The organism is Novosphingopyxis baekryungensis DSM 16222 (assembly GCF_000420305.1).
GTDB classification, from domain to species: domain Bacteria; phylum Pseudomonadota; class Alphaproteobacteria; order Sphingomonadales; family Sphingomonadaceae; genus Novosphingopyxis; species Novosphingopyxis baekryungensis.
Genome location: NZ_ATUR01000008.1, coordinates 137,716 through 149,904 on the forward strand (window position 1 = coordinate 137,716; position 12,189 = coordinate 149,904).

Genomic DNA, 12,189 nt, shown 5'->3' on the forward strand with positions numbered 1-12,189 from the left:
TCCCACCGGAAGCCGATCCCCTATGCTCGATATCAAACAGCTCCGCACCGATCCCGACGGCGTCCGCGCCGCGCTGGCCAAACGGGGTGCCGATGTGGATTTGGCGCCCATCCTGAAGCTGGACGAGGAGGTGCGCGCGCTCACGCTTCGGATCGACACCGTGCAGGCCGAGCGTAATGCGATTGCCAAGCAGATGGGCCAGACCAAGGGCAAGCCCGATCCGGAAAGCATTGCCAAGGCCAGCGCGCTGAAGGCCGAAGCCGCCGATCTGCAGGCACAGCAGGGCGTCACGCGCGGGCAGTTCGATGAGGCGATGGCCGGCCTGCCCAATCTGCCCGACGCCCGCGTGCCCGAAGGCGGCAAGGAAGCCAATCAGGTGATCCGCAGCTGGGGGGAAAAGCCGGAGCTTGGGGACAAGCCGCTCAGCCATCTGGAGCTGATCGAAAAGCATGGGCTGGTCGATTTCGAGCGCGGCGTGAAGATGGCCGGCAGCAATTTCTGGCTCTACACCGGCGACGGCGCGGCGCTGGAATGGTCGCTGCTCGACTGGTTCAACCGCAGCCATCACCGCGACGGCTACACCTTTTTCCTGCCGCCGCATCTGTTGCTGCCCGAATCGGGCTATGGCGCGGGGCAATTCCCCAAATTCTACGACGATGTGTTCCATATTCAGGTGAAGGAAGGCGGGCAGGAGCGCTTCCTGCTGCCCACCGCGGAGACGGCGCTGCTGAATATCTATCGCGACGAGATCGTGCCGGCCGAAAAGCTGCCGATCAAGGCGTTCGCCTACACGCCTTGTTATCGGCGCGAGGGCGGCGGCGCACGCGCGGACGAGCGTGGCACGGTGCGCGGGCATCAGTTCAACAAGGTGGAGATGTTCCAGTTCGTCGACGAGCATCAGGGCGAAGCTGCGCTGGAGGAACTGCTGGGCCGCGCCGAAAGCCTGCTTCAGCAGCTCGGCCTGCATTATCGCACCGTGCTGCTGGCGGCGGGCGATGTCAGCGCGTCGATGGCGGTCACCTATGATGTGGAGGTGTGGATCCCCAGCATCGGCGATTACAAGGAAATCAGCTCGGTCAGCTGGGCCAAGGACTATCAGGCCCGCCGCGCGCGCATCCGCACCAAGGGCAAGGACGAAAAGCAGACGCGCTTCCTGCACACGCTCAACGGATCGGGCCTGGCGACCAGCCGCCTGTTCCCGGCCATCCTGGAGCAGCATCAGCAGCCCGATGGCAGCGTGCTGATCCCCGAACCTCTGCGCGCCTGGATGGGCAAGGACCGGATCGGCTGACATGCCCGAGGCCCTGCCACCCGGCGCAAACAAGATCGTGACGCCTGCGCGCCGCTCGGCTAGTGCCGGTATCACCATGTTGTCGCTGCCCAATGTCCTGACCCTGTCCCGCATCGTGGCGGTGCCGCTGCTGGCCTTCCTGCTGTGGCCGGATTTCGAGCCGATTGGCCTGCAGCCCCGGCAGCTGGACTATCTGCTGGCCTTCGCGCTCTACTGTCTGATGGGCATCACCGATTATTTCGACGGCTATCTGGCGCGGTCCAGCGGCACCGTGTCACGGCTCGGCCAGTTCCTCGATCCGATTGCCGACAAGATCATGATCGCCGCGGTCATCCTCATGCTGGTCTTCACCCGCGATATTCAGGGCTATCATGTCTTTGCCGCGCTGGTGATCCTGCTGCGCGAGATCATCGTGTCCGGCCTGCGCGAATTTCTGGCAGGGATCGAGGTCAGCATGCCGGTGTCGCGGCTGGCCAAATGGAAGACGACCGCGCAGCTGGTGGCATTCGGCGCGATCATCCTGGCGGGCGGCCTGCCGATGTGGACCTTCATCGGCATTGCCGGGCTGATCCTGCTGTGGGTTGCGGCCATCCTGACATTGATTACGGGGTGGGATTATCTGCGCCTCGGCATCAGGCATATGGATTGAGCCGGCGCCATGAAGATCGTCTATTTCGCCTGGGTGCGCGAGCAGATCGGCTGCGATGAGGAGCCCGCGCCGGAGGGTGCCGTTACCGTGGCCGACATGCTGGATCTGCTGCGCGGCAAGGGCGGCGGCCATGCCGCGGCTCTTGGCGACGAAAGCCGCCTGCGTTTCGCGCTCGACCAGCTGATGGTGAAGAGCGACGCCAAGCTGGGCAATGCCAGCGAATTGGCGATCTTCCCGCCCGTCACCGGCGGATGAGCAGCCGATGATCGACGTGCAGGTCCAGACGGAACGCTTCGATAGCGGCGCGGCCCTGGATGCGCTGGCGCAGACCGGCGCGGGCGCGGTCGCCAGCTTCATCGGCATCGTGCGCGCCGATGGCGATGTCGCCTATCCGGACCGCCGGGTGACCGCGCTGGAGCTGGAACAATATCCCGCGATGACCGAAGCGGCCCTGCGCAGCATATCCGAGGCAGCCACCGAGCGTTTTTCCCTGACCGGCGCCATCATCATCCACCGCATCGGCAGACTGGAGGCGGGCGAGCCCATCGTCCTGGCCGCCGCCGCCGCGCCGCACCGCGCCGATGCGCTGGACGCCTGCGCCTATCTGATCGACCGCCTGAAAACCGGCGCGCCTTTCTGGAAAAAACAGCATTTCGCCGATGGCAGCGCCAAATGGGTCGAAGCCAAGGGCAGCGACGACGCGCGGGCCGCCGGCTGGGAGTAATGACGTCGCCGCGGTTGTAGCCCGCGCAGAACAGCGCCATATCCTCCCGCACATGGCGGACACCGGCAAGCTCACCCGCGGATCGATCCGCTATCATCTCTTTCACCAGACCTGGCCCGCCCTGATTGGCGTGGCGGCGCTCATGTCGGTCGGCATCGTCGATGCCTATTTCGTGGGGCAAGAGGGGCCAGACCAGCTGGCCGCGATCAGCTTTATCTTTCCCATCATCACTGCGCTCAGCAGCCTCGGCGTGGGCGTGATTGTGGGCATCAATTCGGTGGTCAGCCGCGCGCTTGGCCGCGGTGAGCATGATCTGGCCGAAACGCGCGGGCTGCAGGGCTTTATCATCGCCGGGTTTGCGGGCCTCGCCATCGGGGCGGCCTTGTGGGCGTTTCAGGCGCCGCTATTTGCCGCGATGAATGCGGGCGAGGATCTGGAGCCGCTGATCAGCGCCTATATGACGCCCTATGCCATCGGCTATCCGTTCGTGATGTGGATGATGAGCCTGAACGGCATGCTGCGCGGACAGGGCGCGGCGGTGCGCAGCTCGATCATCCTGATCGTGAATGCGGCGGCCAACTGGGTGCTCGATCCGATGCTGATCGCCGGATGGGGCCCGCTGCCGGGCTATGGCATTGCCGGCGCGGCCTATGCCAGCGTGATCGCCTTCGGGCTGGCCGGGATCACCGCCTTCGTTCTGCTGCAGACGAGCGACCTGAAATTGCGGCTTTCGCGTTTCAGCCGGGAAGGCTGGGGCGCCGGGGCCAAGGCGTTGATCAGCGTGGGCGGACCGGCGGCCATATCGAACAGCATCAACCCGATCGGGCTGGCGGTGCTCACCGGCTTCCTGGCCACCTATGGGCAGGATGCGGTGGCGGGCTATGGCGCGGCGGGGCGGCTGCAAAGCTTTGCCGTGGTGCCGCTCCTGGCCCTGTCCGGCTCGATCGGCGCCATCGTGGGGCAGAACTGGGGCGCAGGTCAGGAAGTTCGCGCGCGCAAGGCGCTGCTATATGCGGTCGGTTTCGCGATGCTGTACGGTCTGGCCATCGCCGCCTTGCTGGTGGGCTTTTCGCGTCAGTTCGCCGGGCTGTTCACCGATAGCGCGCCGGTGATCGACGCCGCCGCACGCTATCTCACCATCGCCGCCTGGGGCTATGGCCTGTACGGAGCGCTGATCGTGTCGAACGGCGCGCTCAATGCTATCGACAAGGCGTCGCGCGCGCTGATGGTTTCGGTTGGCCGGGTGCTGCTGGTGATGGTGCCCACGGCCTGGCTTCTGGGACGGATGTGGCAGGAGGACGGCATCTACGCCGCCGAGCTTGCTGCCAATGTGGTGGGCGGGGCCATCGCCTTCTGGATTGCCTGGCGCGTGCTGGGGCGCGGCGCAGATGCGCAAAGGGCGCGCTCGCAAGATACGAACGCGCCCCTTTCAGCCGAACCGGCGGAATAACCGCCGGTCAACGCAAGACGATTAGTCCTGCTGTGCTTCGGTAACCGATTCGTCCTGGACGTCGGCTTCGGTGCGCGCAGCAGCCGCATCGGCATTGTCAGCGGCCGAATTGGCGGCATTTTCAATGTTGTTGCCAGCTTCGTCGAGTTCCTGGCCCGCAGCCTGCGTGCCGGCTTCGATCGCGTTGCCGGCATTCTCAGCGCCTGCTTCCACATCGTTGCCAATGGCGTCAGCCGCTTCGCCCGTCTTGTCCTGTGCTTCCTGCGAGCAGGCCGACAGACCAAGTGCAGCGGTAGCAACCAGACCGGTAATGATGAACTTACGCATTAAATTGTCCTTCGGTAATTATTCCGACGCCCAACGAGGGCAGCTGGGATTTAGGCCATGGGTTTCGCAAATACAAGGTGAAGCGTGCATGATGGGCGGTGAAATGCGACAAACTGCCAGATCGGCCGTGCCTTATGCCGATTTCGTCTTGCAAAACTCACGATGGAAAGCGGACGCTGCAACCGCTATCTCGCATCCATGCCTGATCAACCGCACCTCTTCCTCGTCGATGGCTCGGCCTATATCTTCCGCGCCTATCATCGCCTTCCGCCGCTCACCAACAAGCATGGGGAGCCCGTTGGCGCGGTCTATGGCTACACGACGATGTTGTGGAAGCTGGTCGACGATCTGAACGCCGCCGACGGCCCGACGCATATGGCGGTAATCTTCGACTATAGCTCGCACACCTTCCGCAACGATCTTTATGCCGAATATAAAGCGCACCGCCCCGAACCGCCGGAAGACCTCAAACCGCAGTTCCCGATGATCCGCGACGCCACGCGCGCCTTTTCGCTGCCTTGCATCGAGGAGGAAGGCGTGGAGGCGGACGATGTGATCGCCACCTATGCCAAGCTGGCGCTGAAGGAGGGCTTCGAGGTCACCATCGTCAGTTCGGACAAGGATCTGATGCAGCTCATAGAACCTGGTCTCGATCTCTACGATACCATGAACGACCGGCGGCTCGGCGCGGACTATGTGCAGGAGAAATTCGGCGTCGGCCCGGAATTGCTGGGCGATGTGCTGGCGCTGATGGGCGACAGCGTGGACAATATCCCCGGCGTGCCCGGCATCGGCCCCAAGACGGCGGCCAAATTGCTGAACGAGCATGGCGATCTGGACGGCGTGCTGGCCGCCGCGCCGGACATGAAAAAGAGCAAGATGAAGGAAAATCTGCTCGAGCATATGGACGATGCCCGCATGTCCCGCGTGCTGGTGACGCTGAAAGAGGATTGCGCCATCCCGCAGGGGCTGGACGAATTTGCGCTGAAGGGCATTCCCGAGGAGCCGCTGCGCGCCTTTCTGGAGCATCATGGCTTCGGTTCGCTGCTGAAGCGGATGGGGGCGGTGACCAGCACCCATGGTGCCAAGCCGCTGCTGGGCGAGACGGCGGATACGCCTGCGCGTGCGCAGGGGGCGGCCAGCGCGCCGGACATGCCCGCCATCGACCGATCCGCCTATGTCTGCGTGACCGACCTTGCCGATGTCGATCACTGGATCGCCCGCGCGCGGGAAGAAGGCGTGATCGGTTTCGATACCGAAACCGACAGCCTGGAAGCGGTGACCGCAGAGCTGATCGGCATCAGCCTGGCCGTGGCCCCGAACGAGGCCTGCTACATCCCCTTTGGTCATGGCGGCGGGGACATGTTCGATGAAAAGCCCAAACAGTGCGACCGGGATGCCGTGCTGGCCAAGCTCAAGCCGCTGCTCGAGGATGATGCCGTCCTGAAGGTCGGGCAGAATCTGAAATATGACATGTCCGTGCTGGCGCAGCATGGCGTGTCGCTGACGCCGTTCGACGATACGATGGTGATGAGCTTCTGCCTGGATGCAGGCCAGGAAGTGGGCGGCGGGCACGGCATGGATGCGCTGGCCAAGGCGCATCTGGACCATGAGCCGATCAGCTACAAATCGCTCACCGGCACCGGCAAGAAGGCGATCGGCTTTCACGAGGTCGCGCTGAAAGATGCCACCGAATATGCCGCCGAGGACGCGGATGTGACGCTGCGCCTGTGGCATCACCTCAAGCTGCGCATGCCGCCCGAAGGCGTGGCGCAGGTCTATGAGCGGGTGGACCGCCCGCTGGTGCCTGTGGTGGCGCGCATGGAATGCCGCGGCATCAAGGTGGACCGCGAGGCGCTCAGCCGCCTGTCGGGCGAATTCGCCAAGGAAATGGATGTGCTGGAAACGCAGATCCACGACCTGGCGGGCGAGGAGTTTTCCATTGGCAGCCCCAAGCAGCTGGGCGATATCCTGTTCGACAAGATGGGCCTCAAAGGCGGCAAGAAAGGCAAGTCCGGCCAGTACAGCACCGATCAGAGCGTGCTGGAAAAACTGGATTCGCAGGGCGTGGAGATGGCCAGCAAGGTGCTGGAATGGCGCCAGCTGTCCAAGCTGAAATCCACCTATACCGATGCGCTGCAGGCGCAGATCAACGACAAGACCGGGCGCGTGCATACCAGCTATAGCCTGGTGGGCGCGCAGACCGGGCGGCTGTCCTCGACCGATCCCAACCTGCAGAACATCCCCATCCGCACCGCCATCGGGCGGCAGATCCGCGAGGCGTTCGTGGCCGAGCCGGGGAATGTGCTGCTGGCCGCCGATTACAGCCAGATCGAGCTGCGCCTGGCCGCGCATATCGCCGATGTGCCTGAACTGCGCGACGCGTTCGAGCAGGGCGAGGACATCCACAACCGCACCGCGCAGGAACTGTTCGGAGAGGTCAATCGCGACACGCGCGGGCGGGCCAAGACGATCAACTTCGCCATTCTCTACGGCATCAGCCGCTGGGGCCTCGCCAAACGACTGGAGGTGGAGCCGGATGAGGCGCAGGCGATGATCGACACCTATTTCGAGCGCTTCCCCGGCATCGCCAAATATATGGCGCAGACGCTGGAATCGGTGCGCGCCAAGGGATTCAGCGAGACGCTGTTCGGCCGAAAGACGCATTTTCCGCGTATCGGCAGCAAAAATCAGGCGGAGCGTCAGGGCAGCGAGCGCGCTGCGATCAATGCGCCGATCCAGGGCACTAGCGCGGACATCATCAAGCGTGCCATGGCCCGCATGGAGCCCGCGCTGGCCGAGGCCGGACTGCCGAACGTCAGGATGCTGCTGCAGGTGCATGATGAACTGGTGTTCGAACTGCCCGAAGGCGATGTGGCGGCGGCCACGCCGGTGATCGAGCGGGTGATGGCCGAAGCCGCCCTGCCGGCGGTTACGCTATCGGTGCCGCTGGGCGTGGAGATCGGCACCGGCAAAAGCTGGGACGCGGCGCATTAGCGCAACGCTGCCGGTGCGCCCTTACAGGCGATCCGGCAGTTGCCAGTGCGCGCCGATCTCCATGTCCAGACTTGGCGGATCGAACGGATCCAGCCCCGATCCTGGATAGAAAGCAAATTCGCCGAATTTCGGTCCCGCATCGGTGTCGTAAAAATCGCAGCGCACGAAATCGAACCCGCGGCCCAGCATCTCTGCGGCCTCCACCATCGCGATGATGCTGGCGGGAAACAGATGCCCCTCCCGTTCCGCGCTATCGGAAACAGGCTGGCGGCTGCGATCGTAGAGCAACCAGCGATGCGCGGATTCGCGGGCCAGATGCACCTGAATGAAGGCGGCGCGGCCATCGAACACATAGATCTTGTAATCGACCGGGAATTGCCCGTTCCGCCCGATAAACGGCTCGGTCAGGATTCCGCGCGGCACGGCCCGATATGCCCATTCGTCCAGCCACAGGCCGTAGGGCCTGCGCATCCAGCGCGCGCTGCGGGCGCGCACCGCATCCCAGTCCGGCGCCCGATCGCGCAGGAACATGTTCTGGTTGCAGCCATGGCGCGCCTTGATCACCAGCGGCAAGGGCCAGTCCGGGCACACGGGCAATTGCGCGCCGTGCCAGAGCGTGGGCACGATCCATTCCGGGCCGAGCATGGCGCACACATGCGCCTTGGCCGCCAGCTTGTCCGTAAGCCAGGGCAGGCGCGGATCGCGGCAGGCCAATTTGCGCGCCTGCACTTTTTCGGTAAAAGTTCGCGGCGTATCGAGATCGGGGAGGTGGTGATGCCGCCACAGATAGGTCAGCCGGATACGCTGGCGGCGCATGACCCGTTCAAGGACGGTATCGATGCGCGGCAGGTCTGCAGGATTGGGAAAGGTCAGACCATCGAAGCTGTCCACAGGGGGGTCCGTTTGTTGACGCCGGGACCCGCCCAGCTATGGCGATGAAATGACTGCCATAACAAACAGTTCCGAATTGGTGACCACCCCTGCCGAGGCGGCGGCGGCCGTCGATATCGTCACTTACTATATTCCCATCCTGCTCAGTCTGGGCGCGATCATCCTGTTGATCGCCTGGTTGCCGCTGATCCTGCGCAAACTGCCTTTGACCCTGCCGCTGATCTGCGTCCTCATCGGCGCGGCGATCTTCACCTTCACGCCCTTTGCCGATTACGGCCCTTACCCGGCAGAAACCCCGATCCTGATCGAGAAGGCGACCGAGCTGATCGTGATCATCTCGCTGATGGGCGCAGGGCTGAAGATCGGACGACCGTTCAGCTTTCGCGGCTGGCAGATCACGGTGCGCATGCTGGCCATCTGTATGCCGCTGACCATATTGGCGCTGCTGTTCCTGAGCGGCGCGATGCTTGGTCTGGGCATCGTGTCCGCCCTCCTGCTGGCCTCCTGCCTTGCGCCGACCGATCCGGTCTTGGCCTCCGATGTGCAGATCGAAAAGCCGCAATGCGATGAGGAGTCGGAGGCACGTTTTGCGCTGACCAGCGAGGCCGGGCTGAACGATGCGCTTACCTTCCCCTTCGTGAACCTGGCCATTGCGCTGGCCGTTGCGGGCGGATTCAGCTGGCAGACCGTCGGCGGATGGGCGCTGGAGGATGTGCTGATCAAGCTGTCGGTCGGCCTGGTGACCGGTCTGGCGGCGGGCTGGATTTTCGGCAAAATCGTCTATGCGCTGCCCACCGGCACCCGGCTCAGCCGCACCGGCGACGGCTTCGTGGCGCTGGGCGCAACGCTGAGCATCTATGCGCTCACCGAATTGCTGCACGGCTACGGTTTTCTGGCGGTATTTCTGGCCGGGCTGATGCTGCGCCGGGCATCGCGGGAAAACGACTTCAACGATCGGCTGCATGATTTCGCCGATGAGACCGAACGTCTGCTGATGATGGTCATGCTGGTCTTCTTCGGCGGCATGCTGGCCAGCGGCGGCTATCTGTCCGCCGTCGGCTGGCGTGAAATCGGCTTTGCCGCCGTGGCGCTGTTCGTGGTCCGTCCGCTTGCCGGCATGATCGGGCTGATCGGCGTGAAAAGGCCGCCGCTGGAACGGTTCATTATCTCCTTTTTCGGCATTCGCGGCCTGGGGTCGGTCTATTATCTGTCCTACGCGCTGAACCATGCGGAGTTCGAGCAGGAGATCGTGCTGTGGGAGGTGATGGGGCTGATCATCCTGATGTCGATCATCCTGCACGGATTTCTGGTGACCCCGCTGATGGGCAGGCTGGACCGGCATCTGGAAGGCAGGCAAAAGAGCGCCGAGGCCGCTTAAACGGTCTGTCGCTGACTGCGCTCTTGCCACCGTGCCGCGGTCTGATTAAATCGGCTCCATCTTACTGGTCGCAGCCCTGCGGCCTGTCGCAACTTGCTCTCGGGAAGTCTCCATGGACGATCGCAACAATATTCTGGCCGGATGGATCCTTGCAGGCGGTATCGCCGCGCTGGGGCTTTCGATCGGGTTCGGCAGTGTCTTCCATACCGAAGACCCGGAAGGCGAGAAAATGGGCTATTTCATCGAGGATACCGCCGCTGCAGCCGGTGAAGCGAGCGGCCCGCCGCTGGCCACGCTGCTGGCGAGTTCCGACGTTGCCCATGGCGAAACGGTGTTCAAGAAATGCGCCGCCTGCCACACGGTGGCCGCTGGCGGCGCGAACGGCATCGGCCCGAATCTGCACGGCGTGGTGGGTGAAGCCATCGGCAAGGGCGTGGGCGGCTATGCCTTTTCCGACGCGCTGGCGTCCGTGGGCGGCCAGTGGACCTTCGATCAGATGAATGCCTGGCTGGAAAGCCCGCGCAAGTTCGCGCCTGGCACCAAGATGACCTTTGCCGGCCTTGGCGATCCGCAGGACCGCGCCGATGTCATCGCTTATCTGAACGCGCAGGGCTCCAACCTGCCCTTCCCGCCCCCGCCGGCCGAGGGTGAAGGCGAAGACGCGGCTGGCGAATCCGATGCCGCCGTCACGCCGGTCGATGCCGCCGTGGGCGATGGTGAGCCTGCGGGCGAAGCCAATGAAGCCGCAGCACCGGCAACGCCGCTCTAAACCTATCGGCTGCGGCGTCCCCAAGCGACGCCGCAGAATTCTTGTAGATAGAACGCCCTTAGAGGCGCGGCATGTTTGGTGCCGCGCCTTTGGCGATGGCGCCCTCTATCGGGCGGTTGCGCGGTCCTCTGGGCCGAGTTCGTAAAATTCGCGAATCTTGTCCCAGCCTTCTTCTGCCGTTTCCACGAATTGAAACAGGTCCAGATCGGCCGGGCTGATGGTGCCTTCCAGCAGCAGTTCGTCGAAATTGATCACCCGCGTCCAGAATTCGCGGCCGTAGAGCAGGATCGGCATCCGCTCGACCTTGCCGGTCTGCACCAGAGTCAGCAGCTCGAAAAACTCGTCGAATGTCCCGAAGCCGCCGGGGAACGCCGCCACGGCGCGCGCGCGCAGCAGGAAATGCATCTTGCGCAGCGCGAAATAATGGAAGCGGAAGGACAGGGACGGCGTCACATAGCCATTGGGCGCCTGCTCATGCGGCAGCACGATGTTGAGGCCGATCGATTCCTTGCCGGCATCCGCCGCGCCGCGATTGGCCGCTTCCATGATCGACGGACCACCGCCCGAACAGACCACGAAATGCCGCTTGCCGTCATTTTCCCGAAATTCGCTGTTGCTGGCCAGGAAGGCGAGCTTGCGCGCTTCCTCATAATAGCGCGCCTTGTCGGCCAGCCTCTGCGCGATAATCTTGGCCCGATCGTCCACCGCCGCGTCGATCAGGGCCTGCGCCTTGTCGGGCGAGGGAATGCGCGCGGACCCGTAGATGACGAGCGTGGAGCCGATGCCCTGCTCCTCCAGCATCATTTCCGGCTTCAGCAGCTCCAGCTGAAAACGCACCGGCCGCAGCTCTTCGCGCAGCAGGAAATCATTGTCCTGAAAGGCCAGTCGATAGGCCGGATCGCGCGTCTGCGGTGTTTCGACCGCTTCCTCGTCGACAAAGCGGGCTTCCTGTTTGGCGCGGTAGAAGCGCCGTTCCTCGATATTCTTTTCTGCCATGCATTCGCGCCTAAGCGAGCAGAGGCCTAGCGGCAATAGCCCTGACCCGACATGTCGAAGTGAAAATGATTATAATGGGCGCTGTTGTAATCCGGGCCGAGCACCGTGCCATAACGGCGGCAGGCGGAATGATGGAGCGCGCGCAGAAAGGCCTGCTCCTGCACGGACCCGTTCCAGCCTTGCTCCACGCTGATGCGCCGCCCATCGGCCAGGATGAAGGCCGAGACATCCACGGCATTGGCATAAGCATGCTGCGACAATTTGCCCGAAGACGCGCCATTGATATTGCGGCAGGCATAGCTGCCCATGGTCTCGATCCGCACCACCGGGCTGCCCATCAGGCGCACCCCTGCCGGGCCGACGGCGTAGCGCGCCCAGGCGGCAAAATTGCGCGCGAGCGGACAGGTGAGCGCGCCCAGATTGGTGGTCGGCATGCCGATATCGAGCAATTTGACTGTGTCGATCGTCCGGCAGCCGCCGCCGAAGGTGCGATTGGGGAGCGCCTCGAACCGGACCGATGCCGCCTGCAGATCCGCCAGACACTGGCCGCCTTCTGCGGTGGAAAATGCCGGCGTTCCGGCCGATCTTGCCGGGCGATCCGGCGCGCCGTCCCGGCTTTTGGGCAGCACCCCGCATCCGCCGAGGAGCAGCGCCGGGAACAGCATCATGCTTGCAAGGGAACGACCGATCATGCGCCCCGCTATGTGGCAGCCAGTC

The 12,189-nt window shown here is 63.9% G+C and carries 12 protein-coding genes; 8 read left to right on the forward strand and 4 right to left on the reverse strand.

Annotation, left to right across the window (positions count from 1 at the left end):
- Positions 1 to 22 precede the first annotated feature (22 nt).
- The 5 genes from serS (at position 23) to G410_RS16895 (ending at position 4,114) form a co-directional block, all read left to right on the forward strand.
- Positions 23 to 1,291 (forward strand): serine--tRNA ligase, encoded by a 1,269-nt coding sequence (gene serS / locus G410_RS0113655; RefSeq protein WP_022674228.1) that lies wholly within the window; start codon positions 23 to 25, stop codon positions 1,289 to 1,291.
- 76 nt (positions 1,292 to 1,367) lie between these two features.
- Positions 1,368 to 1,940, forward strand: a complete 573-nt coding sequence (gene pgsA / locus G410_RS0113660; protein ID WP_028971486.1) for a CDP-diacylglycerol--glycerol-3-phosphate 3-phosphatidyltransferase — start codon at positions 1,368 to 1,370, stop codon at positions 1,938 to 1,940.
- A gap of 9 nt (positions 1,941 to 1,949) precedes the next feature.
- Entirely contained in the window at positions 1,950 to 2,195 is a 246-nt protein-coding gene (locus G410_RS0113665) for a MoaD/ThiS family protein (RefSeq protein WP_022674230.1), read from the forward strand.
- A gap of 7 nt (positions 2,196 to 2,202) precedes the next feature.
- The gene (locus G410_RS0113670) at positions 2,203 to 2,664 is read left to right on the forward strand and encodes a molybdenum cofactor biosynthesis protein MoaE (protein ID WP_022674231.1); all 462 of its coding nucleotides are present in this window, start codon (positions 2,203 to 2,205) and stop codon (positions 2,662 to 2,664) included.
- A 52-nt stretch (positions 2,665 to 2,716) separates the two neighbouring features.
- Complete coding sequence (locus G410_RS16895; protein WP_022674232.1) at positions 2,717 to 4,114, forward strand: MATE family efflux transporter; 1,398 nt, start codon at positions 2,717 to 2,719, stop codon at positions 4,112 to 4,114.
- A gap of 21 nt (positions 4,115 to 4,135) precedes the next feature.
- Here G410_RS16895 and G410_RS16900 read toward each other — a convergent pair whose 3' ends face one another.
- Positions 4,136 to 4,441, reverse strand: coding sequence for a hypothetical protein (locus G410_RS16900; protein ID WP_022674233.1), 306 nt, complete (start codon positions 4,439 to 4,441; stop codon positions 4,136 to 4,138).
- A gap of 198 nt (positions 4,442 to 4,639) precedes the next feature.
- On the opposite strand from G410_RS16900, the gene polA reads away from it, so the two are divergent.
- Positions 4,640 to 7,438, forward strand: coding sequence for a DNA polymerase I (polA, locus tag G410_RS0113685; protein WP_028971487.1), 2,799 nt, complete (start codon positions 4,640 to 4,642; stop codon positions 7,436 to 7,438).
- Between the two features lie 21 nt (positions 7,439 to 7,459).
- Here polA and G410_RS0113690 read toward each other — a convergent pair whose 3' ends face one another.
- Positions 7,460 to 8,329, reverse strand: a complete 870-nt coding sequence (locus G410_RS0113690) for an ATP-grasp fold amidoligase family protein (protein ID WP_022674235.1) — start codon at positions 8,327 to 8,329, stop codon at positions 7,460 to 7,462.
- A gap of 49 nt (positions 8,330 to 8,378) precedes the next feature.
- Between G410_RS0113690 and G410_RS0113695 the strand changes: the two genes are divergently transcribed.
- Both G410_RS0113695 and G410_RS0113700 read left to right on the forward strand, forming a co-directional pair.
- The gene (locus tag G410_RS0113695; protein WP_022674236.1) at positions 8,379 to 9,707 is read left to right on the forward strand and encodes a cation:proton antiporter; all 1,329 of its coding nucleotides are present in this window, start codon (positions 8,379 to 8,381) and stop codon (positions 9,705 to 9,707) included.
- 112 nt (positions 9,708 to 9,819) lie between these two features.
- A complete protein-coding gene (locus tag G410_RS0113700) occupies positions 9,820 to 10,476 on the forward strand; it encodes a c-type cytochrome (protein ID WP_022674237.1) in 657 nt (218 codons plus the stop codon).
- 105 nt (positions 10,477 to 10,581) lie between these two features.
- On the opposite strand, the gene G410_RS0113705 is transcribed toward G410_RS0113700, so the two are convergent.
- Positions 10,582 to 11,472, reverse strand: coding sequence for an LOG family protein (locus G410_RS0113705; RefSeq protein ID WP_022674238.1), 891 nt, complete (start codon positions 11,470 to 11,472; stop codon positions 10,582 to 10,584).
- Between the two features lie 26 nt (positions 11,473 to 11,498).
- Positions 11,499 to 12,164 carry an extensin-like domain-containing protein gene (locus tag G410_RS0113710; protein WP_033317673.1) on the reverse strand — a complete coding sequence of 222 codons (666 nt, stop codon included), beginning with the start codon at positions 12,162 to 12,164 and terminating at the stop codon, positions 11,499 to 11,501.
- Between the last annotated feature and the right edge of the window lie 25 nt (positions 12,165 to 12,189).

Bases quoted from the DNA above. Each gene is read 5' to 3' on its own strand.
- G410_RS0113665 (WP_022674230.1), top strand. From the start codon at position 1,950: ATGAAGATCGTCTATTTCGCCTGGGTGCGCGAGCAGATCGGCTGCGAT.
- G410_RS16900 (WP_022674233.1), bottom strand. From the start codon at position 4,441: ATGCGTAAGTTCATCATTACCGGTCTGGTTGCTACCGCTGCACTTGGT.
- G410_RS16895 (WP_022674232.1), top strand. From the start codon at position 2,717: ATGGCGGACACCGGCAAGCTCACCCGCGGATCGATCCGCTATCATCTC.
- pgsA (WP_028971486.1), top strand. From the start codon at position 1,368: ATGTTGTCGCTGCCCAATGTCCTGACCCTGTCCCGCATCGTGGCGGTG.
- serS (WP_022674228.1), top strand. From the start codon at position 23: ATGCTCGATATCAAACAGCTCCGCACCGATCCCGACGGCGTCCGCGCC.
- G410_RS0113670 (WP_022674231.1), top strand. From the start codon at position 2,203: ATGATCGACGTGCAGGTCCAGACGGAACGCTTCGATAGCGGCGCGGCC.
- G410_RS0113695 (WP_022674236.1), top strand. From the start codon at position 8,379: ATGACTGCCATAACAAACAGTTCCGAATTGGTGACCACCCCTGCCGAG.
- G410_RS0113710 (WP_033317673.1), bottom strand. From the start codon at position 12,164: ATGATCGGTCGTTCCCTTGCAAGCATGATGCTGTTCCCGGCGCTGCTC.
- G410_RS0113705 (WP_022674238.1), bottom strand. From the start codon at position 11,472: ATGGCAGAAAAGAATATCGAGGAACGGCGCTTCTACCGCGCCAAACAG.
- polA (WP_028971487.1), top strand. From the start codon at position 4,640: ATGCCTGATCAACCGCACCTCTTCCTCGTCGATGGCTCGGCCTATATC.
- G410_RS0113700 (WP_022674237.1), top strand. From the start codon at position 9,820: ATGGACGATCGCAACAATATTCTGGCCGGATGGATCCTTGCAGGCGGT.